Raw genomic sequence first — 25,315 nt, 5'->3', positions numbered from 1 at the left:
AAGCAACGTACTCCCCATCGCCGCAGCCGTACTCCCTCTCCTGCTTGCAGGGGAGGGTTGGGGAGGGGTTGCTCTTGACCCTTGCGGACTTCGCTCTTAGCCCTGGGTTCACCAGCAACCGCACCAGCCCGCTTATACTCACGCTCATCCACACAGGGACGAATCGACGCAGCGTGAAGCTTCCACTGCCCCGCCGTATCCACCGTAGCCAGCTGCTCCGCAAGGACGTCAGCTAGTGGGACTCTCGCTCACCCCCGAAATGATCCTGGTACTCGGGCTGGTGGGTTTCACCATGCTGATGCTGGTGTTGGAGTGGGTTCGCGCCGACATGGTGGCGCTGCTGGTCGTCGTGGTGATCGGGCTGACCGGGCTGATCCCGTCCGAGCGCGTGTTCAACGGCTTCGCCGGCAACGCGGTCATCGCGATCATCGCGATCATGATCATGGGCGAAGGGCTCGATCGCGCCGGCGTGCTCAACCTCACCGCCAACTTCGTGATGCGCATGGCGCGCGGCGCGGAATCGCGCCTCGGCGTGGTGATCAACATGGTCGCCAGCCTGTTCAGCGCGGTGATCCCCAGCCAGGCGCTGGCGGCGTTGATGATTCCGGTCAGCAGCCGGTTGTCCGCCCGCACCGGTGTGCCGCTGTCGCGGCTGCTGCTGCCGATGGCGTTTTGTATCCTCACCGCCACCAACACCACGCTGATCGCGAACTCGCCACTGATCGTGCTGAACGACCTGATCGCCAGCGCCAACGTGAACCTGCCGCCGGGCGCACATACGATTCCGAAATTCGGACTGTTCAGCGTCACCCCGATCGGTCTGGCGCTGGCGTTCCTCGGTGTGGCGTATTTCTACTTCTTCGGTCGCAAGCTGCTGCCGGGGCACGAGGACGAACGGCTCAAGGTCACCCCCGGACGCACCGAGAGCTATTTCGCCGAAACCTACGGCATCGGCGGCGAGACCGCCGAGCTCACCGTGACCGCGGAAAGCCCGCTGGTTGGCATGAGCATCGGCGAAGTCGAGCAGTTGCACGATGCGCCGTTGATCCTGGCGATCAAGAGCGGCAACGACGCACGCATGGCGCCGCCGGCCGATCACGTGATCTGGGTCGGCTCGGTGCTCGGCGTGCTAGGCCCGCGGGATCAACTGACCCAGTTCGCCAACAACCAGCTATGTCGGCTTTCCACCCGCATGCGTCAGCTCGGCGAGCTGTTCAACCCGACCCGCGCCGGCATTTCCGAGGTGGTGATTCCGCCGGTATCGCGCTTCATCAAGCACACCGTCGGCGAGCTGCGCCTGCGCAAGCGCTTCGGCATCTCGGTGTTGGCGGTGACCCGCGGCGACCAGGTCTTTCGTGACGACGTGCGTGGCGTCAGCCTGCGCGCGGGCGACACGGTGGTGCTGCACAGCAACTGGCGCGACCTGGCATTGGCGTCGGAAGACAAGGACCTCGTGGTCGTCACCGACATTCCGAAGCAGGAGCAGCGTCCCGGCAAGATCTGGCAGGCGGTCGGTTTCTTCGTGCTGGCCAAATGCCTTGCCCTGTTCACCAACCTCGACCTGTCGGTGGCGATGATGACCGGCGCGATCGGCATGTTGCTGTCCGGCGTGTTGAACATGGACGAGGCATACAAGGCGATCAACTGGAAAACCATCTTCGTCACCGCCTGCCTGATCCCGTTGGGCTGGTCGATGGACGCCACCGGCACCGCGGCGTGGATAGCGCAGGTGGTGCTGGATCACCTGGGCAGTTCGTCGCCCTGGATACTGCAGGCGTGCCTGGGCATCCTCACCCTGCTGTTCTCGCAGGTGATGTCCAACGTCGGCGCCACCGTGATGATGGTGCCGATCGCGATCAGCGTGGCCGTGGCCACCGGCGGCAACCCGTCCGCCTATGCGCTGATCGTGGCAGTGTCCTCGTCCAATACCTTCCTGCTCAGCTCCGGTCACCCAGCGCTGATGATGGTCACCGGCCCCGGAGGTTACAAGAGCCGGGATTTCCTGCGCGTCGGCCTGCCGCTGACCGCGCTGGTACTCGCGGTGACCCTGGTGGCGGTCAACCTGATGTTCCGTTGATCGGGGCCGGATCAGCCCGGCATCACACCGAATTTCGAACAGAACGCGAAAAATGCGCGAAGTCTTCCCATCGCGTGGCCAGCTCGCGGATACAAAGCGCCTACTGCTTGCGAGCAGGATTGGTGACGTTCCTCGGAGCGCCAGCATTCTTTTGCAAAAGGCACCCTCGCACTTTGGAAAGCGACTCCTTAGCACTCCTGCGGGATCGGTTCACTTGAACCTCATCCCGATAGTGATCTGCTCGATGATCCCGTCGTCGATAGCGTGACGCAGGTCCAATTGCCTTCATCTACATCACCGCCCGCTGAACACTCAGGGTTGCGCAAGAGGTTCAGACGTCCAGACGTGATAAAATCAGCGTTCACAATTAAAGACGTTTCGTTCTTTCATGCACCCAGATAATCACTGAGGGGCCTGATCAACAAGCGTAATAATCTGACTTTTGCGCGCAAACACGCAGTGTTGTGCCCGATTCAGATCGTCGTTACCTGCATGCAGTGGTTTCTGGCACAGGCAGCATGGCAACGGAAGCTATCAACTACCTTCCGTCGCATGTATCCACGACATCACAAGCAAAACACGACGTCATCCGGAAACCCGGGTGCCTCCTTTTTGAAATGATTCACAAGGATACTGAGGCTTACTTATGCAGGATCCACGGATCATTCTTGCTTGCCTGATAGCCGCTTGTGCCTCGGCATTGGCCATTGCGGTGCTACGTGGATTTGCCGAACCCCTCGGGCTGGTGGATCATCCCAGCGAGCGCAAACATCACGTCGGCAGCGTGCCTCTGGTTGGCGGCTTGGCCATTTTCATTGGCGTACTCGCAGGCGCGGTCACGTACGGTGGGTTCCGCCCGTTCAGCTACATCCTGCTCGCCAGCGCCGGTGTATTGGCCATACTCGGTGCACTGGATGACCGCTTCGATCTCAGCGTTCGCGCCCGCCTGCTGGTGCAGACCATCGTCATCCTCACCGTCATCGGCACCACCGGTGTCTACATCCACACGCTCGGGCACATCTTCGGTTACCAACTGGAACTCGGCTGGATCGGTGTTCCACTCACCGTCGTTGCCGTCATCGGTCTGCTCAACGCATTCAACATGATGGACGGCATTGATGGCCTCGCCGGCAGCCTGGCCCTGGTCAGCATTGCCGCGATCGCGCTGTTCGCCGGCCCAACCGCCCTGCGCGGATCACTGGTGATGATGGCCCTGCTGGCCGTCGCCATCCTGCCGTATCTCGCCGCCAACCTCGGTTTCATGGGCCGCAAGATCTTCATGGGCGATGCCGGCAGCATGGTGGTCGGCTACCTGCTGGCATGGACCCTGATCCGCCTGAGCCAGCAACCCGGCACCCAACTTTCTCCCGTCGACGTGCTGTGGTGCGTGGCCGTTCCCGTGCTCGATACCATTGCAGTAATGTATCGCCGCCTGCGCCAAGGCAAGTCACCGTTCAAGCCCGATCGTGGACATATCCATCACATTCTGCTGGATGCAGGACTTGGCCCGCGTCGAGCGCTTCTCGCCCTTGTTGCGCTGGCCGGTTCGCTGGCGTTCGTTGGCTCTGTAACCCACTCGCTGGGTGCCGGGGCCGGATCCAATCTGACGGCGTTCTGCATTTTTGCAGGCATTTACGTTATCACTGCTAACCGAATCAGAGTTCGGCAGGAGACTCGGAAGCGTGGCTCATTGGACAGCGCCCAGTCCGAAAGCAGCAACGTTCTGGTTATGGCCAAGAATCGAAAAATCCGATCATCAGACGATGGCGATACCATGCCAAGTAATAGCGTTCCGGCTGCCAAAGCTTCAGATTGACCCGCTCTGTGGCCGCTGTTTTGAGGCTGTCCGTGAAGTCCTTTCCAGCCAAGTAGCAACCCATGGCATTGTATTTTTCATGCTATGACGAATTGCCTCAAGGCCATGCTGCTGCATAGCAATCGCACCTTAGCTCAAGATCGCCCGCCGTTATGAAGGCCAGCGGGCCCAGCTTCCCTTTAACGCCAATTATGTGAAATCAAAAAATTGAATCCAAAAGTTACGATTTTCGGTACCGGCTATGTAGGTTTGGTCACTGGTGCCTGCTTGGCGGAAATGGGTAATCAAGTGGTCTGCGTGGATATCGATAGTGGCAAGTTAGAACGCCTTAAGCGTGGCGAAATGCCAATCTACGAACCGGGTTTAGAGCCGATCGTGCGGCGAAATCATGATAGCGGTCAGCTAAATTTCACCACAGAAGCGGCGACTGCGATTGCGCATGGTCAAATAATTTTCATCGCCGTGGGCACGCCAGCGGACGAGGATGGCAGTGCCGACCTGAAGTATGTGTTGGCAGTCGCCCGAACGATTGGTCAGCATATGGACCGCTACACCGTAGTGGTAAACAAGTCTACTGTGCCGGTGGGCACGGCCGATCGGGTGCGTCAGGCGATCGATGCAGAACTTGTTGCGCGAGACGCCTCAATTGAGTTCGACGTGGTATCCAACCCCGAATTCCTGAAGGAAGGCGACGCGGTGGAAGATTGCCTGCGTCCGGACCGCATCGTGATCGGCAGTTCCAGCACACGTGCGGTCGACGTATTGCGCAAACTGTACGCGCCGTTCAACCGTAATCACGAGCGCACGGTGGTGATGGACGAGCGTTCGGCCGAGCTGACTAAGTACGCCGCCAACGCGATGCTGGCGACCAAGATCAGCTTCATGAACGAGATCGCGAATATCGCCGAGCGGGTGGGCGCGGATGTGGAACTGGTCCGTCAAGGCATCGGTTCGGACCCGCGTATCGGCTACCATTTCATCTACCCTGGTGCCGGCTACGGCGGCTCGTGTTTCCCCAAAGACGTGCAGGCGCTTGAGCGCACAGCGCGCGGCGTGGGTTACGAGGCGCGCCTGCTCGGCGCGGTTGAGGCAGTGAACCACGCCCAGAAGACCAAGCTGTTCGAGCTGATCGCACGCCATTTTGGCGGTGACCTCAAGGGCAAGACGATCGCGTTGTGGGGTCTGGCGTTCAAGCCGAACACCGATGACATGCGCGAAGCCTCCAGCCGGGAACTAATGGAAGCGTTGTGGATGGCCGGCGCCACGATACGTGCGTTCGACCCTGAAGCGCGCGAGGAAGCGCAGCGGATATACGGCGCACGTAGGGATTTGGTGATGTGCGGACAGGCCCATGAGGCACTAGAAGGCGCCGATGTACTGGCCATCGTCACCGAGTGGAAGGCGTTCCGCAGCCCGGATTTCGGGCGCATTCGCGATACGCTGAAAGAACCGGCGATCTTCGACGGCCGCAACCTGTACGAGCCGGCGACGGTTGAGGAAGCTGGGCTGGCCTATTACGGCATCGGCCGTGGGCGGTCGCTCACGGCGTTACCTTCGGCTCGCAGTCGAGACCAGTAGGCCAGCATCGAAACCCAAGCCACATTGGTATCGCCTTTCGTTAGCCTCCACCGCGAATGCACGACGGTATTACGCACCTATCATTCAGTAATGTCGGAACTACGCGCGTCATTGCACTATTGTGCTCGACCAAACACCCGACTGTTGAAACCACCACAACTATTGTTCAGTGGCGCACGACTCGACCCCTTGATATGGCGAGATGAAACATGGCAACACGACATTCAATGCGGCAAAAACAATTTTCCGAGCGACAAATGATCCGCGCCTTTACTCTCCTGCTCGCACTGGGAATGACACTCCCTGCAGGTGCCGCTCAGCCTCAAAAAATCTTGGTGTTCACCTACAAACTGTCACCCTCTTGGATAGCAGAACACGGTAACGAATACGTTTTCGTCTGGGGGGCCAGTGATAATTCGATTGAAGCGTTTTCCAGCCATGCGCCACATGCCGTGTTGAGCAAATATTTCCCTTACTCAAGGGACCCTGACGCAAAACACGACATCAATTTCTGGAAGAAGACCCATCCAAGCTGGATAGAGTTCGAGTGTGACGGCAGAACCCCCGCCACGATGTATGGTGGGAAAAACGTAAGCTTGGACATCAACAACCCCGAGGTAGCGCAGTGGCAAGCGAAGATTTTCTCTGCGCTACCAGTTGGTGTTCACGAAGTTGCCTTGGATAACTATCAATTCAATTCGCGCAGCCACGCGTGCGGCAACGCTGTGAATGGAAAATTCATTGCCCGTTACACCGGCGAAAAAGTGGATGCCACCTTTGCCAATGACATCGTGCGTTGGCTCGAACAGGTTTCGAGGGCCTTGCACGCACGCCACATCAAGGTAACCATCAACCATACACCCGACCTCACATCGAGCGGGGACGATCCGTCGTCTCCACTTGTCCAGCGCATGGTTAGCGCCGTTGACGGCATACTGGATGAGGGCGCCGCACGGTCACTGAAAAGCGCCAATCTCAACGCCACTTTGGCGAAATTGGTCGAGTACGCCTCCGCGAAGGGCAAGCACTATTACTTTCTGTATCGACTTGCGCCTTTCAACGAAGGTACGGTTCAGTCGGCCATGGCGAGCTACCTAACCATGGCGAGCACAAACACGGCTGTGTATATGCATCCGCTCGATCAACACTACGGCAGCAACCCACCACAGTTTCTTGGTTATGACAAAACCATTGGCGAACCTTGTGGCCCCGCAACACGCCACGGCGGGCTGATCATCCGCCTGTACAGCCAAGGCATGACCGCCTTTGCGCCGCCAAAGCTGCCAACTCAAACACTTTCAATTGCACCCGGGTATGAAGACGTACGCGGCGAGCCAGTGGGCTTGTCATTGCAAATGGCGGGCGCGCAGGGACGTGTCGTGTATCGACAGGACGCCAACGGCTGTAAACAGCACTAGACATATCCATCGCGAAGCATTTCCATCCCCTATGCTTAAGGAAAACAATGAAGGTTCTGCTATTCGCCAACACGGACTGGTATCTGTACAACTTCCGCCGCTCCCTGGCCTTGGCCATCAAGGAGCAAGGCCATGAGGTCCTGCTGATATCCCCCGCTGGCGAATACGGCCCGCGCCTCCGCGACCTTGGCCTGCGCTGGCAACCCGTTCCCATGAACCGCAGCAGTCTCAACCCCTTCCGGGAGGCTGCATTCCTAATGCATTTGGCCAGATTGCTGCGTCGCGAGCGCGTCGACCTGGTGCATGGATTCACCATCAAAAGCGCCGTGTATGGCGCCCTCGCCGCACGCTTAGCCGGCATTCCCGCACGCATAAGCGCGGTGGCCGGTCTAGGCTTTGTATTTAGCAGCAAGACACCAAAGGCCAAGCTGCTGCGCCCCTTGGTTAAGGTTTTGCTCAAATTGACTCTGAGTGGGAAAGATGCGCGGCTCATCCTGCAAAATCCGGACGACGTTGCCCTTTTCCAGCGTTCGGGCCTGATTGAACCTTCGCGTATCCGCCTTATCCATGGATCGGGAGTCGACTCCCGCCGTTTCCAGCCTCAACCTGTTCCGCCTCTCCACTCTCCGCGAGTGCCTCGCGTGTTGCTAGCCGCTCGGCTACTTTGGGACAAGGGATTGAATGAATACGTGCATGCAGCACGGGTTCTGCGTGCGCAGGGCCGCGAAGTGGCCTTCATTCTCGCCGGAACTCCGGATGTCGGTAATCCGTGTGCCGTACCCGAAGCTACCATCCGCGCCTGGGTTGTTGAGGGCCTATTGGAATGGCTGGGGCACGTCGACGACATGCAGGCGCTGTTTGCCTCAGTGGACATCATGGTTCTGCCTAGTTATTACGGCGAAGGTCTGCCGAAATCCCTGATCGAAGCGGCAGCCTGCGCCCTGCCCATCATCACCACGGATATCCCCGGCTGTCGCGAAGTAGTGGAGGACGGCGTCGATGGATTGATCGTTCCCCCGCGCAATGGCGATGCGTTAGCCAAGGCCATTGGCCGAATGCTGGATGACCCCGCCATGGCCGTGGAATTCGGGCACGTTGCCCGCAAAAAAGCGCTGGAACAATTCGACGAACGGATCGTGATTGAGAACACCCTAAAAGTTTACGATGAATTGGTTGCGTGAGACGCCTATAATAAGAGGCGTCGGTAAGTGCCTCTCCGAAAGTTCAACCTCACGCACGTCAATTGCATGGCCGTCGACGTCAACCTTCTGATCCAGCTGAGCGCACCACAGCAGCCGTTGATGCAGACGCTTGGACTTGGCGTTCTTGGATTGTGGCTGCAACAACGTAAGCATCGCCGCGCGGCGTATTTCTGCCTAGTGCTAGGTATCGGCTGGATCGGCTTGTGTGCCACCCCTTCTTTTTCGGACTGGATGCGCCACGGTCTGGAAGGTCGCTATCCGCAATACGACGCACAGCACTATCCTGTCGCGGACGCCATTGTCGTACTCGGCGGGGATTTCAAAATAAAGCACTTCGCTGAACCAGGCTGCCCCCCCCGAATTCCACACAGTGAACGCGTTGACTTTGGCTACGCGCTCTATCGCGCAGCTCGCGCCCCTGCCGTGCTTTTATCCGGGGGCGATGGCGAAGCGCAAGGCATGGCGCGGCAACTTGTCTGCGATGGCGTACCCATTTCCGCGCTTACACTTGAAACCCGCAGCACCAGCACTCGACAAAACGCCACCAACTGCAAGGCGCTGCTGGAAGACATGGGCGCACGTCGCATCCTGCTAGTGACATCATCCATTCACATGCCTCGCGCTAGCGCAAGTTTTCGCAGCATAGGGATAGATATCATTCCTGCGCCTACGACCGAGCCCCCACGGTCGCATCGTTTTACCGGCACGCAGTGGCGTCCGATAACAACACTGCTCAGAAGCGGGCAGGCTCTGAAAGAGTACGGGGGCTTTGCCTATTACTGGCTACGTGGCTGGGTCAGCTGACCGCACTCGGTAAGACCAGGTAATTCGCTGAAGTCTTTAAGACCAGGCTGGTTTTTCTATATCCTGTACTTCAGTACGACTAAACAGCCTGACCCATCTAAGTATCCAAGATGACAGGACCGCTAGGTGACCACCATCCAAGAACAATCCCCTAGCAAATTGCCGGGACCATCGTCATCTTAGGTGGGTCAAAAAACGCAACGAGCTCAACTACCAGCAGGCATGATCGTCGCGCGAGCTCCTCTCAGTTAGTATTAACTGCGATGGTTTTGCGTGGATGACTCTGATGCGCAATGCGAATCAATAGGACAAGAGTGCATTCACGAACGAAGTTGGTGTGCGGCGCCCCAATTCGGCATCGAACTTTTCGCCCACATCGTCGATCGAGATGGTGATTGCCGTACGCAGCGCGTCCGCCAATGCAGCGGGGTCCCGCGTGGGGCAGGTAATCAAACCCTCGATATCGGACACGCCGTCCGCGCAATGCGTTGCGACGACACGGCTATTGGCACGCATCATCTCGAGCAGCACATTCGGAAAACCCTCGGCAATCGAGGAGATCACACAGACGTCCGCGCTTCGCATCACATCATGCGGCATCTTGGTCATGCCGCATAGCAAGATATTGTCGCTAATTTCTAGACGCGCAACCAATGCTTTCAGCTCCTCTCGCTCCGGGCCTTCGCCATAAATATACAGTTGCGCTTTAGGCCATTGCGGCAGTAATTGTGCAAAAGCTTCGATCAGCACGTCAAAACCCTTTTCAGGAATCAGCCGCCCTACTGAAACGAACAGGGGGTTTTCGCTCATTGCGCGTGCGCTACGTGAACCGCTTATCGGCGCGATGGGATTGGCCAACACCGTCACGTTCGAGGCTTTCACAGCTGCCGTAAACTTCAACAACTCTGCTGCCATCTCGTTAGTTTGGCAAACCACCTTGTCCACCGAGCGATAGAACAGGTAGCACGACCAATAATAGACCCGGCGCAAGCCGTGGAAGCGGCGAGAGATGATGGTTGACTCGCGGCAGACCAGGCGACGAGTACGCATTAAGCGGAGCATGCGTAGAAATCCGGCAAATGCATTGCAATGCGTCAGCGAAGAAAAAGCCAGCGTGTAGGCTCTGCGGCGCAGCAGGCTCGCGAATAAGAGCAGCGCACGAATTACTCCGAATATTTCACGCGTATCGGATAGTATGTATATGGCGCATTTTGGATCCGCGCCATGCATGTCGGAGAATAAAGCACCGGTACCGCGCGAGAGGCATACGACATCTACCATCCATCCACGAGCTAGTAGCTCATTGGTAACCATACGAAGGATACGCTCTGCTCCGCCCATACGGTCGGATGGAACCAGCACGAGTGCGGTGTCATTTGACATCGTCCAATCCTTTCTGCGCTTCCATGCAGGACATGACCCAAGCTTGGTAATCGGTACTGTCACGGTGCGGCACGTCCCGCTCCGATACGTAAGACTGCAGTGCTTTAGCCTCGAATTGATCGAAGGAACCGATCACCCTTGCAGGTATACCCACGGCGACAGAACCGTCCGGAATGGAGCGGGTGACGACCGAGCCTGCCCCGATGACGCAACGGTTTCCGATTCGGACATCCGGAAGGATGATTGAATTGACGCCAACGAAGACGTTATCGCCAATTTCAATCGGCGCAAAGCGGAAGCGGCGGCCCTTGGCGTCGCGGATCAGCCACGTAGATCCATCGTGGGTAATGAATTGGACGCCCGCAGTAACCGTCACCCGATCACCGATCTTGATGAGGAAAGGCTCACTGCCGAACTGTCGGGAGTAAATCCGGCATCCCTCGCCAACGGTAACGCCCAGTTTGCGCGCCAGCCAGACTCCACCGCGCCATCTGGCTAGTAGCACCAAGACGATCTTTTTCATCGAAAAACGATCCTTTTCCTCAACGGTATAACCAAAGCACAGGCGAAGAGCGCGGGCAGCAACGAATACATCAGCACGCGCGGATCACCGGACCCGCCGGCCACCACCAAGGTAACGATGACCCAAGGCACGATGATCCGCTTAAACCCGGGCTGCACCATTGACCTGTCCAACAGCGCCAGTAAGTAGCCGTACACGATCATCAGCACCGGCACGCCCAGATAGCCCAGCGAATACACACCGAACGCAATCAGGCCCGGTGGAATACGGCTGTCGTAAACACCCGTGATCATGTATGTATTGAACACGCTGATCGGCACCGGCTTCTCCATCCCGACCAAACGAGTCGGAAGGATCGATAAGGGCGCATTGATCACATCCACGAAATAGCGCATTCCCTTGGGCCCATAAACATAAGCGTCCGCCACCCCGATTGATGCGTAATGATGTTCGAAGTTTTGTAAAATCTTGAACTGGTTGTCGTCATTGCTATTAGCCAAGCGCTGTTCGAAGGCCTGCGATACCGAATCAGCCGACATCGAGGCAAAAAACTGCTTGCCGTACAAGAGCACGAAATAGCCTACACATAGTGCTCCTAGAATGATCAGCATGCGCTTCGGCGTGAACTTGGCCTTGGCCCCGAGAGTGGAAAAATAGAGGATAAACAATGCCAGCCCCAAACCCAGGAACCGGTTGCGGCCGGCCATCATAAGGAACCCAAGAACTACCACGACCGTGCACACCATCGTCAGCAGGATATTCGCATAGTCGTATTCCAGCTTGAGCGTGGCAAGACCAAGCAGCGAGAAAGCACCTATCGGAATCAGATATTTCAAGAACAGGAAATTGCCCTCGGTCTGCAGTAAATCATCGCCGCCGCCAGCGCGAATCATTGCCGCATCCTTCAGCGCCGCGAGCAAGCCGCCGTACTGTATGGAGTACACCAAGATGCAGAGCACAGATAGGATCAAACATAGCCAAACGAAAAGCAGTATCGGCCGCCTCTGGTCTCTGACCACTATTTCTTTGGCACGCCTCGCTCTCATCGTCAGGTAATACGTTAAAACTGCCCCCAAGTAACCCAACAGAACAAATAAGACGGTGAAAAACTGGTTGCCGCCGTTGAATTTAGCCGCCCAAGTCGCCTCGTCACCAACTACCGATGGCACGAAGTGTTCGATCGATGGCGTAATGAAGTAAGAGATCGAATAGAACAGCGCAAACACATGCAGCCCGACGAGTTTTTTTCTGCTGACGAATTGAACACCGATCCAGATCAGATTGATGATGCCGAAGATAAGCAATACTGAGAAAATAATGTCATTCAAGCTACTCGGCTCCGCGCATTTTGATGAATTTCGATGGCACGCCGCCGACCACGTTATACGGTGCCACGTCGCGTACAACGACCGCTCCGGCCGCCACCACTGCGCCCTTACCAATCGTCACGCCATCCAGCACCCGCACGCCCGTCCCCAGCCAAACGTCATCTTCGATCGTGATCCCTCGAGCAATAAGGCCTTGCATGCGAATTGGCACATGCGAATCGGAAAAAACATGGTTGGAACTAATGATCGAACAGTGCGCAGCGATGCGCACGTCATTACCGATGCGAACTCCTCCGCAGCCATTGATGAAGCAGAAGGCGTTAATGCTGGTGTTGGCACCGACGCTGATCGACCCCCTGTAGGTCTTCAGAATGACGAAGCGCCCGATGTAACTGCCGCTCCCGATGCTGATCTGCCCCAACTTATCGCACAGTAAGCTGGAAAAGCGATCGGCCATGACGCCCACACCAAAGCGAATATCCCGGCGTACGCCGAGCATCGACACGGGAAATTTCAGCCGAGCGCGCCAGCCGACGTCTTTGGCTCGAACGTAACGCATCAACATGAGGTTTTCCAAGCTTGGGAAGCTTCACGCCAAAGAAAGAAGTTATAGAAGATACCGGGAACAAAGATAAGGAATAGTCCGAGATAGAACTCACCCTTGAACAAGTAGAGGGCTGCAGCGGCAATGATGGTGATCCGTAGAATCAGTTCCCCGGCTTGCATCCGGAATATATAGCCGGTTTTACGGTAAGCAGTTAGCGTTGCGGCGGCAGGTGGATTGGAAATTACCGAACCGCCCCAAACGCTCATGACCATGATTGCCACGCCAGCCTGCCGCCATTTTTCTCCGGAAAAATGCGCGCCGAACATCCACAACGTCCACCCGCCGAGCAGCAATACAACCAAACCCATGACCGCCAGAGATGCCGACCATCTCAACAGAATCCCCTTCCCCGTGTTCTCCTGACGTCGTTCAATGAGTAATCGGAACTGGTGGGTGAGATGCGACCGAACAGAATTAGATAGTAACGTGACTGGCATTCTCACGACGCGATCGGCGAGCAGGTACGCCGCCGCGTAGCGTGGCGCGGCGAAATGAAAGATGGCGAAGTAAGGTGCATTTAGCGATATCCCGCTCAAGATGGATTGACCCAGATAAGACATCCATACGTCAGAGTACCTGCGAAACGTCACTCGCATGGAACCGAAGGCTGGCAAAGCACCGGTGATACGCACTAATTCGACCAGGCAACCGATCGCCACCATCGCTGAAGCGATCGACAGCCCAAATAGAACTGCCTTCGCATCCAAGCGCGGCCCAAGCCACGCGAAACCTACAACGAACGCAGATACGACAAATGACCTGAACGCCGCGATGCGCCCAGCGTATCCGGATCGACTCTTTCTGATCAGCATCTGCTGAGAAATGTTCACGGCAGACATAGCGAACGCCGAAATAGCACCGGCGGTGTAGCTGCCTATCTCATGGCCAAACGCGCCAACCTGATCCAGTAGAACCATTACTGCGGCTAGCCCTAGTGCAACTGCCATCCCGCCCCAAGCTAGGTCGTTAGATTCCAGATCGGAGCGCGCGATTAAGATCGCCTGTTCCAACCGTAGCGTTGCGAAGGAGCTTACAAGGCTGCTCAAGCTGAGCGCATAGCCGTAAGTTGCGAGCGGCGAGGCCGGCAAGAGCGCCGTCAGCACCAGCATGGTGGACGCGGACAGCATCTGCGCCACTAGCTGCCAAGTGGAATAACGGACGACGTGCGAGAGCACTATTTATGCTCCGTAGTACTCGCGGTACCAATCGACGAACCGGGCCACACCGTCCTCCACCGATACCTGCGGCTTGTACCCTACGGCCTGGATAAGTTCAGACACGTCCGCCTCCGTGTCCGGTACGTCGCCCGCTTGCAGCGGCAGTAACTCCATCTCTGCTTTGCGGCCTAGACACTGCTCCAATACATCGATGTAACGCAACAGCTCCACTGGCTGTTCGTTACCGATGTTGTACAACCGGTATGGTGCCACACCACTGCGGGCCGGATCGGGTGACAGCGCGTTCCAATGCGAATCTTTGGCCGGCGCCGCGTCCAATGTTCGGATCACGCCTTCCACGATATCGTCGACGTAAGTGAAGCTACGCTTGTGATGACCATGGTTAAACACCTTGATCGGCTCGCCGGCAAGAATGGCCTTGGTGAACAGGAACAACGCCATGTCTGGCCTGCCCCACGGGCCATACACCGTGAAGAAACGCAGCCCAGAACTAGGGATGCCGTACAAATGCGCATAGCTGTGCGCCATCTGTTCGTTGGCTTTCTTGGTGGCCGCATACAGTGTCAGCGGGTGTTCCGTAGGCTGATGTTCACTGAATGGCATGGCCCGATTAGCGCCATAAACCGAACTGGTCGAGGCATAAACCAAGTGATCCACTCCTACTCTGCGGCAACCTTCCAATATGTGTAAAAAGCCGGTGACATTGCTGGCCACATATATATGCGGGTTTTCGGCGGCATAGCGCACGCCGGCTTGCGCGGCCAAGTTGATCACCCGTTGCGGCTGGTGGATGGTAAAGGTGCTCTCCACCGCGGCACGGTCAGCCAAGTCGGCATGCACGTGTGTGTAGTTCGGGTGTTCCATGAAGCGTGCGAGACGCGCTTTCTTCAGGTTCACATCGTAATAGTCGTTGAGACTATCGAAGCCAATGACCTCGTCGCCGCGTTCGAGCAGCTTGAGCGCGACGTGGGAGCCGATAAATCCCGCGGTTCCGGTAACCAATACTTTCATTTGCTTTTTATCCCGATTCAAAGGCGGCCGTCGACGGCGGAGCGAGGCAACACGTACTTGACGTCGTAGAGAGCCGCGGCCGGCTTACCCAGAGCACGGATACTCTCCACACCAAGATCAACGAATTGCTTGTGTCCTACGGCAATGATGACGGCATCGTAGGCACCTTGTAGCGGCTGCAAAATGGGTGAGATGCCATACTCATGCTGGGCCTCACCTGCATCGACCCATGGATCGTATACGTCCACGTCAGCGTTGTAGCTCTCCAGCGCTGTCACAATATCCACAACACGCGTGTTTCGCAGGTCGGGGCAGTTTTCCTTGAATGCAAGGCCAAGCACCAGCACCTTTGCCCTTACAGGGTTGATACCTTTGCGCACCATCAATCGAATGACTTCGCTGGCGATATAGGGCCCCATGCTGTCGTTAGTGCGACGGCCGGCCAGGATCACATCAGGATGATGTCCGACTTCCTGTGCTTTGTGAGTCAGGTAGTAGGGATCCACACTAATGCAATGACCGCCGACCAAACCAGGACGGAACGGCAGAAAGTTCCATTTAGTTCCCGCGGCTTCCAAAACTTCCAGCGTGTCGATACCGAGTTTGTTGAAGAGAATCGCGAGGTCGTTCATCAAGGCGATATTGAGATCGCGCTGGGTGTTTTCGATCACCTTCGCTGCCTCGGCAACTTTCAGCGAACTGGCCTTATGCGTGCCAGCAGTGATGATGGAGCCATACAAACTGTCGACGAAATCCGCCACTTCCGGCGTGGAACCCGAAGTCACCTTGAGAATCGTGGTAACCCGGTGCTGCTTGTCGCCAGGATTGATGCGCTCCGGGCTGTAGCCTGCAAAAAAATCTTGGTTGTAGACCAATCCAGACGCCCTTTCCAGGATAGGCACGCACACTTCCTCGGTACAACCCGGATAAACAGTGGACTCGTACACCACGATGTCACCCTGCTTGAGCACCTTGCCTAGCATCTCGCTGGCCCTCACCAACGGAGTGAGATCCGGGCGCTTGGCGGAGTCGATCGGGGTCGGCACGGTGACGATGTAGACATTGCGAGCCGCGATGTCATCAATACACGCGCTGAAGCTAAGCTGCGAAGCAGAAGCCAATTCGGCAGCATCAACTTCCAGCGTGTGATCGTGACCGGAACGTAGCTCGTCGACGCGAGCAATGTTGATATCGAAACCGACCGTGTCGTAATGCTTGCCGAATTCCACGGCGAGCGGCAATCCGACATAGCCTAGGCCGATGATCGCGATTTTCGTGTTGTCCAGTGACTGCATTGGTACTTCCGTATGACGGGGGATCTGGGGGAGATGGCACTTTGAGGCAAGCGCCACAGGATCGGCGCGAGCTCTTGAACCTATGCTGATTAATTATGGCTTTTGTTTATTTCAAGGGCGATGCTGTGAGGGGTTTGGCATTGTTCTGGGAGACGCTGGGTGAAATGTCAGAGACATTTTTCAGCGGCAACAAGCCTCGAGAGCTATGCCTCGAACTTCTGCTGCTTTTTTCCCTCAAGGGGACTTCCTTCTTTTTGGGAAAAAGACAGGGAGCGAAGGACAAGAGCTCTACCCCTCCTCAGTCCTCCCCTGCAAGCAGGGGAGAAGGCAAGACGCAAGTGGTTTACTTTGCGGCTTTGTATTCGTAGTAGCCGTAGGAGTAGTAGCCGGCACTGCGCTTCTCGACGGCATTAAAGATGGCGCCCTTGATCTCGACGCCGTTCTGCTCGAAACGCTGCTTGGCCAGTGCGATCTCACGTGCCTGGTTGAGCCCGAAGCGCACCACCAGCAGGCTGGTGCCAGCTTGGTGACCGATCACGGCGGCGTCGGTGACGGCCAGGATTGGCGGGGTGTCGATGATGACCAGGTCGTACAACGGCATCAGCTTGTTGAGCAGGGCGGTGAAGTTCGCATGCATCAACAGTTCGGACGGATTCGGCGGCACCTTGCCACGGGCAATGAAGTGCAGTCCCTCGATGCCAGTCACTGGGCGAATGGCTGCGGACGAGTCGATCTGACCGGCAATGAGTTCCGACAAACCATTCTCGGGCCTGCCGCCCATCACCTTGTGCTGGGCACCCTTGCGCAAGTCGGCGTCGATCAGCAATACCCGCTGACCGGCCTGGGCGATCACTGCGGCCAAGTTGGACGAGACGAAGGTTTTGCCAGCATGGGGGCTGGAACCAGAGATCATCAACAGGTTGTTCTTGGCTTCCAGTCGGGCGAAATGCAGGCTGGTGCGCAGGCTGCGCAGCGCTTCAGTCGCAAGGTCCGCGGGCGCATTTACCGCGAGCAAATGCTGTTTGCCATCGCCGCCTCGGTGATGCGCATCCTTCGCCGAGATCACGAGCTCCTGCTCACTCAGCGGAATCGAGGCATATACGGGCAACCCAAGCTGTTCGATGGTGGCGGGATCTTCCACGCCGCGATTGAGCATCTGGCGCAGGAAGATGAATGCCACCGCGAGAAACCCACCAAGGAACGTACCTCCCAGTACCACCAAGGCTTTCTTCGGCTTCACTGGTTGAGTCGTGTCCACTGCCGCCGTGTCGATCACACGTACGTTGCCGACCGTGCCAGCGCGGGCAATATCCAGTTGCTGGGCCTGGTTGAGTAGGCTGGTATAGGTCTGGTTGCTGACCTGTACATCGCGTGTCAGTTTCAGCAGCTCCTGCTGGGTATCCGGCAAGCCACCAACCTGTTTTTCCATGGCAGCCTTCTGCGCCTGCAACTGACCGATTTGCGTCATCAGCGCCTTGTAGGCCGGATGCTGCGGCGTGAACTTGCGCTCCATGTCAGCTTGCTGCATGCGCAACTGCTGGATACTGGTTTCGATGGTAACTTCCTGATCCAGCAAACCCTTTGTCTGCATAGTAATGTCGACGGAATGGGCTTGGGTCTGGTATGCGTTGAGAGCCGCGGTCGCTTTTTCCAGATCACGACGCACGTTCGGCAGTTGTTCCTTGACGAACTTCAGGCTGCTGGCGGCTTCGGCGGAGTTGCGATCCACGTTCTGGCGCACATACGTTTCGCTGACCTGGTCAAGCAGATTGGCGGCCAGCACTGGATCGGCGTTGTTGTAGGTCAGCGCGATGACCCCGGAATCCTTGCCTTGCTCGCTGGCGTTGACGTCCTGCTGCAATTTGCTTATGACAGCCAGATCACGCTGACGGACGACGTCGAAGCGCGTGCCCGGATTGGCTGCCAACGCTTTCACCTGGATGGTCACGCCTTGGGCGCTGATTGATTGCCTCACCTGTCCCTTGATCAGAATGTTGTCGTCAACATCGAGCAACGTATAAGCGCCGTGCTCCCCAGCAACCAAGGTCAACGTTTTGCCCTGCAGAGCAGCAGGAACGTTCAGCTGGAAAATATCCAGCGACGAACCGCCCCAGTCATAGCTGTTCATGCCCAGCATCGGCGCGGCGACCGCGCCTGGCCGGGTTGGTGAATAACGCCGCGCGATGAAGTCACCGATCAGCGGGAAGTGATGGGGGGTAGCGGTGACCAGCAAGCCGAGGTTGTTGACAGCCTGCCCTATCACCGAACGCGACGTGATCAGCGCAATTTCGGTGGTGGCTTCCGAACTGGAGGCCCCCAAGGTCTGGCTGATTGCACTCAGGCCCGGCAGCTCCGGCACCTTCTGCTCGACCTGCACGACTGCGTTGGCCTGGTAGATCGGCGTGGCAAGCAGTGCATAGGCCACGCTGATAACCAGAAACATGCTGGTAACAATGATGATCAACCACTTGTGATCGATCAGCGTGCCCAGCAATTCGCCGAGGTCGATTTCACTGTCTTCGCGTTGCGACGGAGTTTGCGTAGCGGCCATCCGGTGATTGTCCCTATATAGATATGAATGCGGATTACAGGTAGCGCAGCCAGCTATCGACACCTTGCGCGATCATGCCGTAAACATGATCGAACGCGACGCGTTGCTGCCGATACGGGTCGGGGATGTCCCTTCCCTCCACCCATTTGTCGAGCACGAAGATCTTGCCGCTGGCTTCCGGTGCCAGCCGAATCATGGCGTCCACATGACTCTTCTCCATGCCGAGCACCAGATCGGCTTCGCGCAACATGGCGGAGGTGAGTTGACGTGCACGGTGTGCGGCGCCATCGATGCCGTGCTCGGTCAGTACCTGCATCGCGGTGGCATCCATCGGATATTCCGCTAGCGCGCCGAGGCCGGCGCTGCTCAACTGGATGTCGCGTGGCGCCAGGCGTTGCCGGAACAGGTATTCGGCGGTTGGGCTGCGGCAGATGTTGCCTATGCAGACAGTCAAGATCCGTTTGAACACGTTGCTGAAATACTCCTGAAATTCTGGGTACAAGCAGATCGGGGCATGCGACAACTCCGAGGGGCGACATCCCCTGTTCCTGAAGGATGGAATGCTCTGTGAAACGCCTCAGTGCTTGAGCAAAACGCGAGAGTGGCCGAGGCCCTCTCTCCGATGAATGCCGTCAGGCGATCGTCAACGTCTCGATGCAGACGTCATGGATAATGGCGTTTCATGAAAGCGTTTCATGATAGCCGATGCCCATCCGGATGATCCGATCACGCGGTCGGTCACACATGTCCCCTTCAGGTTTGGATACAGTAAGTGCAGATGAATGCCTACGTGAAAATCACTTCTATCGGGAATTCACAACGAAATTTTTGATGACCGCATTGCTGGCGACGGGCCTGATGGGTTCGGCGCTGGCCCATAACGCGACGGCTGATCGACAACCAACTTTTGTTACGAGTCCGACGACGTCGGTATCTGGTAACAAGACTGCGATGACTCAGTCGCTAGGCGACGTGATGCCGTTCCATTTCGCCTGCGGAGGCGATAGTTGGCGCGGTCGTTGCTACTACTACCGATGGCGGCAATGATCACAAAGGCGCGACGCCAAGCACGGGAACAACCGGCACATATTGAAGTCCCCGGCATACATACTCCCTTCATATCTCGAAGGTTATAGTTCGTAACCAAGTGTCCTATTCGGACTCGGTCGATGGAGTTTTACCTATGAAAATGATGCTCGCTGCACTTTTGACCGCCGGCATGATGACGTCGGGACTCGCCAGCGCAGAGTCGGTGAACGGTCAGCCGACAACGCCAGTAGTTGCGGGCGCTGTCGCTGCCAGCACGGCTTCCACCGGGGTCGTGAACGCCGCAGTGGCTGCAGGTATCAGCATGGGCACTGCCACCACCTCCGCTGTCGTTGCCGCCGCTACCCACAACGGCCACGACCACACTACGCCTGGTTCAGGCGGTACAGGTACCGGCGGTACCGGTACAACCGGAACCCATTAAGTCCGTGATGGATGAAGAAACGTGCCGAGTTATCTCGGCACGTTTGTTGTGCCTGCCGTTTGCTCCACGAACTATGAGCGCGATCCGATCGTGAAAATATTCCCCGCCTTGACCGTTGCCGCTTTCGTCACACTGTTGCATGGCTGTGTATGGGCCCCTGGGCAACACATGTCCACCGGCAGCATGGTCCGCAATGATTCTGCCGATAACAGCCAGGTCGAACTTATACCGATCACACCGAAGTTGCTGGCAATGGATCGCGCTGCGGCGCAGACGGCGGCGATACCGCCGGCACTGCTCGCCTACCAACCCGAGTCTTATCGTATCGGTGCCGGTGATACGTTGTATATCACTGTATGGGATCATCCCGAACTCACTTCGCCCGCCGGCCCTCAGCAAGCTACAGTCGCCAATGGCCGCTTGGTTCGTTCGGACGGCACGCTGTTTTATCCGTATGTGGGCACGTTGAAAGTCGCCGGCATGACGATCGAGGAGCTGCGCAAGGCGATCAGCAACAAGCTCGCTACCTATATAGAGAAGCCGCAGGTCGATGTGAGCTTGATCGCGTATGGCAGCCAGCGCGTGCTGTTGCAGGGCGCCTTCGTGAAAACCGATCCCCAGCTGATCACGGCCGTGCCACTGACGTTGGCGCAGGCACTGGGCACCGCCACCATCAATACCGAGCAGGCCGATTTGTCCGGACTGGTGCTGACGCGTGACGGGCAGCAATATCACCTGGATCTGGATGCACTGAATAGTGGCCGGAACGTGGCGCAGGATATCTACCTGAAACCGGGTGACCGTCTGTTTCTGCCGTACAACGACCGTCAGGAAGCGTACGTGGTCGGTGAGGTGATCAGGCCGATGGCAATCAACTTCAAGACATCCGACCTCTCGTTGACCCAGGCACTGGGTCGAGCCGGTGGCCTCAACCAGACCACCTCCAAGGGCAAGGCGGTTTACGTGATTCGCGGCGTGGAGAATCTGGAGCAGGCCCCGGCCAAGGTATTCCAGCTCGACGCGAAATCGCCGGCAGCCTTTGCACTGGCTGATCAGTTCAAGGTGAGGCCGGGTGACGTGGTCTTTGTCGGACCTGCTGGCGTGACCCGCTGGAACCGCTTCCTCAGCCAGCTGTTGCCGCTGTCTGGCCTGATCAGCAACGCCGCCAGCGCGAATTACAACTTCGATCGCTGAGCTTGATGTTGCGGGAGCGCACGTTGCGTCCGATGCTCCGATGTTTTTGGATTCGAGAGCGGTGTGTGCAGGCTGTGTTTCCACAGAAATACGCGAGTGCGTCGCGCGCAAGTGCACTCCTACGAACAGGCATGAGGACCCACGCTTGCAATCGGATCTGCTGACGAACACCGCGAGCGCCCCGGCGCCGAAGGCACGCTCAGCCGCCGATCGCATGGTGTCGGCGCGGCGCTGGTTTGCCCTGTGGCTGGTGGGACCGGTGTTGCTGTTGAGTGTGCAGGGTTGCAGCAACTTGTCACGATCCTCGTTCGATGCCATGAAACTGGCAGCGCATGGTTACCCGCATGCGCAACCCACCGCTGCCGAAGTGGCGGCCAAGCCGTATTTCCAGTTGCAGGCAACCACCCCGGACGGCAGTGCCGTATTGATCCTCGGCAACATCGATGGCCAGCGTCAGGCCTGGTACGGCGCTCATCAGGCAGTGATCTTCATCGAACACGGCCGGGTGGTGAAAACCACTGGGCTGAGCCAGAACCTGGATGGTTTGTCGGTGCTTGCCAACGATCCGTTCGTGCATGGCCTGCAGAAGCTCGGCGCGCCGGTGAGCTACAACCTCCGTGAGGATTGGTCTCCTGATTATCGATACGGCGTGCACGTCGATGCCACGTTGACCTCCGCGGGTCGCGAGCAGATCAGCATCCTGGGTCGTACTCATGACGTTGTGCGTGTGGACGAACAACTCAGCGTGCCGGCCATGCATTACCGCACCATCAATCATTACTGGGTAGACGCGCAAGACGGCTTCATCTGGAAGAGTGAACAACAAGTGGCGCCCGGCCTGACCCTGCAGCTGGTGCAACTGCGACCATACCGGGAGCAGCAGCCGTGAGCCGCGCACTGTGTATGGTGTTGATGCTGGCGTGGTCCGCCATGGCGGGTGCCGTACAAGTAGAAACCAGGGGCGCGGTAACCCACGCGGGCCCGCATACCTTGCCGGACGGCGCCCATCTCAGCGATGCAGCGCTGGCAGCGCAGCCGCTGCCGCAGGCTTACATGCTGGGCGCGGCGTGGTTGCGGCCGGGTCTGCTGGAATCGCAACAAAGACTCAAGGCGGGCGTGCTGTTTGATCTCGTCAGCCTGCAGCGACACGCGCGCGTCGATGACAAACAGGGGCTGGCTGCCATCGCCGGCACGATGCATGACTGGATCGCCTCGCAGGCCATCACCGGCCGGCAATCGCCGGCCCTGCTCGACCCGCGCGTCGTAGAAGTGAACGCGCCGAAAAATCATCTGGTGGCCGCCGGCGACCGCCTGTACTACCCGCTACGCCCCGCCACCATCCGCGTGGTCGGCGCCGTGCTGCATGCATGCACGCTGCCGCTGGTTCCACTGCAAGATGCGCGGCTCTACCTCGCCGCCTGCGTAAAAAGCACGGCCGCCGACCTGGACAGCATCTATGTGATCGAGCCGGATGGACAGGTGTTTGTGCAGCAGATTGCGCTGTGGAATCGCGATGCGCCACGGGTGCTGGCGCCGGGCGCAGTGATCTATGTGCCTTTGCGAGCGCGGACGGTCGAAGCCATCAGTCCGACATTGAACAGCGACATCGCGACGTTCCTGGCTACGCAGGTGCTGCCTGGGCCGGAGGCGCCGTGATGGTCGCTCTTGCTTCTGCTCTGAAACATCTCATTCACAGGAATTCGCAGGTTTGAACAGGCTCGAGTACATCCGCCGCCGTTGCACCTGCCTGTTGTCGCTGGCCGGTGCGCTGGTGACGTGCGCAGTGCATTCGCAGACCGCACCGACGCAGAGCGATTTTGGCGGCGCCGGGCTGTGGCAGACACCAACGGCGCGAATGGCCAACGAGGGTGAAGTGGCGTTCACCGCCAGCCGCACGTCGCCGTACACGCGCTACAACTTCACCCTGCAACCGATGTCGTGGCTGGAAGGCTCGTTCCGCTATATCAGTATCAGTAATCGCCTGTATGGCTCACCCAGCTTGAGCGGTGACCAGAGTTATAAGGACAAGTCGATCGACGCCAAGGTGCGCCTGTGGCGGGAAAGTCATTACCTGCCTGCCCTGTCGGTGGGCATCCGCGATCTTGGCGGCACCGGGTTGTTCTCCAGCGAATATGTGGTGGCCAGCAAACGTTTCGGCCCGATCGATGCCAGCTTCGGCATGGCCTGGGGTTACATGGGCAACCGCGGCGATATCCGCAACCCGCTGTCGATCCTGAGCGACCGGTTCGATACGCGACCAGGGCGCGGCGATGATCCCGGCGGGCAGTTCAACAGTCACAACTATTTCCGCGGTCGCGCGACGTTCTTCGGCGGTGTCAGTTACCAGACACCGTGGCAACCACTGATATTGAAAGCGGAATACGAAGGTAACGATTACAAGCACGAGCCGCGCGGCAACAATCAACCGCAACGCTCGCCAGTCAACGTCGGTGCGGTCTATCGGATGAATCGCAACGTCGACCTGAGCCTGGCGCTGGAACGCGGCAGGGTCGCGATGCTCGGTTTCACCCTGCACAGCAACCTGGCCGAAGCAGCCGGACCACCCAAGGTGCTGGATCCGCCGCTGCCCGCGCGTGCGCCATCCACGCAGACGCCGGAGCAGGTCGATTGGGCGAAAGTCAGCGGCCAGTTGTACGACAACGCCGGCATCGACGTATCGAAGATCACCCGTCGTGGCAGCGAGGTGCTGGTTACCGGCGAACAGACCCGCTATTTCTACCCGGCCAAGGCACTGGGCCGTACCGCGCGCGTGCTGGACAACCAGCTCGGTCCTGGCACCGACTGGTACACCATGGTATCGACGCGTGCCGGGATGCCGATCGTCGCCACCAGCGTGCACCGGCAGCGCTTTGACGAACTGCTTGATTACAACATCGACCTGCCAACGTTCCGCCGCAGCGTCGAGCAGGATACGCCGCTGCCGCAGCGCGAAGAAGTTTTGTACCAGGCGAAGCCGAAGCGATTTGACGGTTCGTTGTCGATGAACTTCGGCGAGTCGCTGGGCGGCCCGGATGCGTTCGTGCTGTACCAGGTTTCTGCCGATTACGATGCGGACTTCCATTTCACGCCGAACTTCTGGTGGAGCGGCGACTTCAGCGCAAACCTGCTCAACAACTACGGTCATTACAAGTACAACGCCCCGAGCAACCTGCCACGCGTGCGTACGTATGTGCGCGAGTACCTGACCAGTTCGCGCATCACCATGCCGGTGTTCCAGCTCACCGCCACCCGCCGGCTCGGCGCCGACCTGTATGGCCTGGCCTACGCCGGCATGCTGGAAAGCATGTACGGCGGCGCGGGTGGTGAAGTGTTGTACCGGCCGATGGGCGAACGCTGGGCGATTGGTGCCGATGCCAACTGGGTCAAGCAGCGCGGTTTCGATCAGGATTTCTCATTCCGCAAGTACCACATCGTTACCGGCCACGTCACCGCCTACGCCGACCTGGGCTACAAGGACATCACCTTGGCACTCAGTGCCGGGCGTTACCTGGCCGGTGACTGGGGCACCACCATCGATGTCTCGCGCCAGTTCCGCAACGGCGTGCGGATGGGCGCGTATGCCACGTTCACCAACGTATCGGCCAAGCAGTACGGCGAAGGCAGTTTCGACAAGGGCATCTACGTGTCGATCCCGTTCGACCTGATGTTGCCGAGTTCGCATGTACGCACCGCCGACATCCTGTGGCAGCCGCTGCTGCGCGACGGCGGCGCTCGGCTCGGCAAGCGTTACTCGTTGTACGACCTGACCAATGACCGCGACGGCGACAATTTCCAGGACAACCTGCAGAAGATTACCGAGTAGGTGGCTTTGTCGCGCTCCCTGCTCGAAGGGAGAGGGCAAAAGCGGGAGCCCATGTG

Annotated in this window: 21 protein-coding genes; 12 read left to right on the top strand and 9 right to left on the bottom strand. The window is 58.1% G+C overall.

The window, feature by feature from the left end; translation table 11 throughout:
- Positions 1 to 259 precede the first annotated feature (259 nt).
- From ACPPVV_RS03470 to ACPPVV_RS03445, 6 genes are all read left to right on the top strand, one after another.
- Positions 260 to 2,077 carry an SLC13 family permease gene (locus ACPPVV_RS03470; RefSeq protein ID WP_426703155.1) on the top strand — a complete coding sequence of 606 codons (1,818 nt, stop codon included), beginning with the start codon at positions 260 to 262 and terminating at the stop codon, positions 2,075 to 2,077.
- A gap of 646 nt (positions 2,078 to 2,723) precedes the next feature.
- The gene (locus ACPPVV_RS03465) at positions 2,724 to 3,893 is read left to right on the top strand and encodes an MraY family glycosyltransferase (protein WP_426702085.1); all 1,170 of its coding nucleotides are present in this window, start codon (positions 2,724 to 2,726) and stop codon (positions 3,891 to 3,893) included.
- Between the two features lie 207 nt (positions 3,894 to 4,100).
- The gene (locus tag ACPPVV_RS03460; RefSeq protein ID WP_426702084.1) at positions 4,101 to 5,471 is read left to right on the top strand and encodes a UDP-glucose dehydrogenase family protein; all 1,371 of its coding nucleotides are present in this window, start codon (positions 4,101 to 4,103) and stop codon (positions 5,469 to 5,471) included.
- A 209-nt stretch (positions 5,472 to 5,680) separates the two neighbouring features.
- Entirely contained in the window at positions 5,681 to 6,889 is a 1,209-nt protein-coding gene (locus ACPPVV_RS03455; protein WP_426702083.1) for a hypothetical protein, read from the top strand.
- Positions 6,890 to 6,936: 47 nt separating this feature from the next.
- The gene (locus ACPPVV_RS03450) at positions 6,937 to 8,070 is read left to right on the top strand and encodes a glycosyltransferase family 4 protein (RefSeq protein WP_426702082.1); all 1,134 of its coding nucleotides are present in this window, start codon (positions 6,937 to 6,939) and stop codon (positions 8,068 to 8,070) included.
- Positions 8,071 to 8,136: 66 nt separating this feature from the next.
- Positions 8,137 to 8,895: a YdcF family protein gene (locus ACPPVV_RS03445; protein WP_426702081.1), complete on the top strand. Its 759-nt coding sequence runs from the start codon at positions 8,137 to 8,139 to the stop codon at positions 8,893 to 8,895.
- 300 nt (positions 8,896 to 9,195) lie between these two features.
- Here ACPPVV_RS03445 and ACPPVV_RS03440 read toward each other — a convergent pair whose 3' ends face one another.
- The 9 genes from ACPPVV_RS03440 to ACPPVV_RS03400 form a co-directional block, all read right to left on the bottom strand.
- Positions 9,196 to 10,278, bottom strand: a complete 1,083-nt coding sequence (locus ACPPVV_RS03440) for a glycosyltransferase (protein ID WP_426702080.1) — start codon at positions 10,276 to 10,278, stop codon at positions 9,196 to 9,198.
- Positions 10,268 to 10,801, bottom strand: coding sequence for an acyltransferase (locus tag ACPPVV_RS03435; RefSeq protein WP_426702079.1), 534 nt, complete (start codon positions 10,799 to 10,801; stop codon positions 10,268 to 10,270). Before ACPPVV_RS03435 ends, ACPPVV_RS03440 begins: the two co-directional genes overlap by 11 nt.
- On the bottom strand, positions 10,798 to 12,129 hold the full coding sequence (locus tag ACPPVV_RS03430) for a hypothetical protein (protein WP_426702078.1): 1,332 nt from the start codon (positions 12,127 to 12,129) through the stop codon (positions 10,798 to 10,800). Before ACPPVV_RS03430 ends, ACPPVV_RS03435 begins: the two co-directional genes overlap by 4 nt.
- A 1-nt stretch (position 12,130) precedes the next feature.
- Positions 12,131 to 12,694 carry an acyltransferase gene (locus tag ACPPVV_RS03425; protein WP_426702077.1) on the bottom strand — a complete coding sequence of 188 codons (564 nt, stop codon included), beginning with the start codon at positions 12,692 to 12,694 and terminating at the stop codon, positions 12,131 to 12,133.
- A complete protein-coding gene (locus ACPPVV_RS03420; RefSeq protein ID WP_426702076.1) occupies positions 12,688 to 13,911 on the bottom strand; it encodes a lipopolysaccharide biosynthesis protein in 1,224 nt (407 codons plus the stop codon). The genes ACPPVV_RS03425 and ACPPVV_RS03420 overlap by 7 nt, the downstream gene beginning before the upstream one ends.
- A gap of 3 nt (positions 13,912 to 13,914) precedes the next feature.
- Positions 13,915 to 14,925, bottom strand: a complete 1,011-nt coding sequence (locus ACPPVV_RS03415) for an NAD-dependent epimerase (RefSeq protein ID WP_426702075.1) — start codon at positions 14,923 to 14,925, stop codon at positions 13,915 to 13,917.
- 17 nt (positions 14,926 to 14,942) lie between these two features.
- A complete protein-coding gene (gene tviB, locus ACPPVV_RS03410) occupies positions 14,943 to 16,220 on the bottom strand; it encodes a Vi polysaccharide biosynthesis UDP-N-acetylglucosamine C-6 dehydrogenase TviB (protein WP_426702074.1) in 1,278 nt (425 codons plus the stop codon).
- 343 nt (positions 16,221 to 16,563) lie between these two features.
- On the bottom strand, positions 16,564 to 18,771 hold the full coding sequence (locus tag ACPPVV_RS03405) for a polysaccharide biosynthesis tyrosine autokinase (RefSeq protein WP_426702073.1): 2,208 nt from the start codon (positions 18,769 to 18,771) through the stop codon (positions 16,564 to 16,566).
- A gap of 34 nt (positions 18,772 to 18,805) precedes the next feature.
- Positions 18,806 to 19,240: a low molecular weight protein-tyrosine-phosphatase gene (locus tag ACPPVV_RS03400; RefSeq protein WP_426702072.1), complete on the bottom strand. Its 435-nt coding sequence runs from the start codon at positions 19,238 to 19,240 to the stop codon at positions 18,806 to 18,808.
- A 362-nt stretch (positions 19,241 to 19,602) separates the two neighbouring features.
- On the opposite strand from ACPPVV_RS03400, the gene ACPPVV_RS03395 reads away from it, so the two are divergent.
- The 6 genes from ACPPVV_RS03395 to ACPPVV_RS03370 all read left to right on the top strand — a co-directional run bounded on the left by ACPPVV_RS03395 (position 19,603) and on the right by ACPPVV_RS03370 (position 25,259).
- Entirely contained in the window at positions 19,603 to 19,818 is a 216-nt protein-coding gene (locus ACPPVV_RS03395) for a hypothetical protein (protein ID WP_426702071.1), read from the top strand.
- 136 nt (positions 19,819 to 19,954) lie between these two features.
- Complete coding sequence (locus ACPPVV_RS03390) at positions 19,955 to 20,242, top strand: hypothetical protein (RefSeq protein WP_426702070.1); 288 nt, start codon at positions 19,955 to 19,957, stop codon at positions 20,240 to 20,242.
- 168 nt (positions 20,243 to 20,410) lie between these two features.
- On the top strand, positions 20,411 to 21,436 hold the full coding sequence (locus tag ACPPVV_RS03385; RefSeq protein WP_426702069.1) for a polysaccharide biosynthesis/export family protein: 1,026 nt from the start codon (positions 20,411 to 20,413) through the stop codon (positions 21,434 to 21,436).
- A 145-nt stretch (positions 21,437 to 21,581) separates the two neighbouring features.
- Complete coding sequence (locus ACPPVV_RS03380) at positions 21,582 to 22,325, top strand: YjbF family lipoprotein (protein ID WP_426702068.1); 744 nt, start codon at positions 21,582 to 21,584, stop codon at positions 22,323 to 22,325.
- Positions 22,322 to 23,092 (top strand): capsule biosynthesis GfcC family protein, encoded by a 771-nt coding sequence (locus ACPPVV_RS03375; RefSeq protein WP_426702067.1) that lies wholly within the window; start codon positions 22,322 to 22,324, stop codon positions 23,090 to 23,092. Before ACPPVV_RS03380 ends, ACPPVV_RS03375 begins: the two co-directional genes overlap by 4 nt.
- A gap of 52 nt (positions 23,093 to 23,144) precedes the next feature.
- Positions 23,145 to 25,259: a YjbH domain-containing protein gene (locus ACPPVV_RS03370; protein WP_426702066.1), complete on the top strand. Its 2,115-nt coding sequence runs from the start codon at positions 23,145 to 23,147 to the stop codon at positions 25,257 to 25,259.
- Positions 25,260 to 25,315: the final 56 nt, after the last annotated feature.

It is taken from the genome of Rhodanobacter sp. Col0626 (genome assembly GCF_049994385.1).
GTDB lineage: Bacteria > Pseudomonadota > Gammaproteobacteria > Xanthomonadales > Rhodanobacteraceae > Rhodanobacter.
The sequence above is the reverse complement of the archived record's forward strand: the minus strand, read 5'-3'. Positions and strand labels throughout refer to the sequence as shown.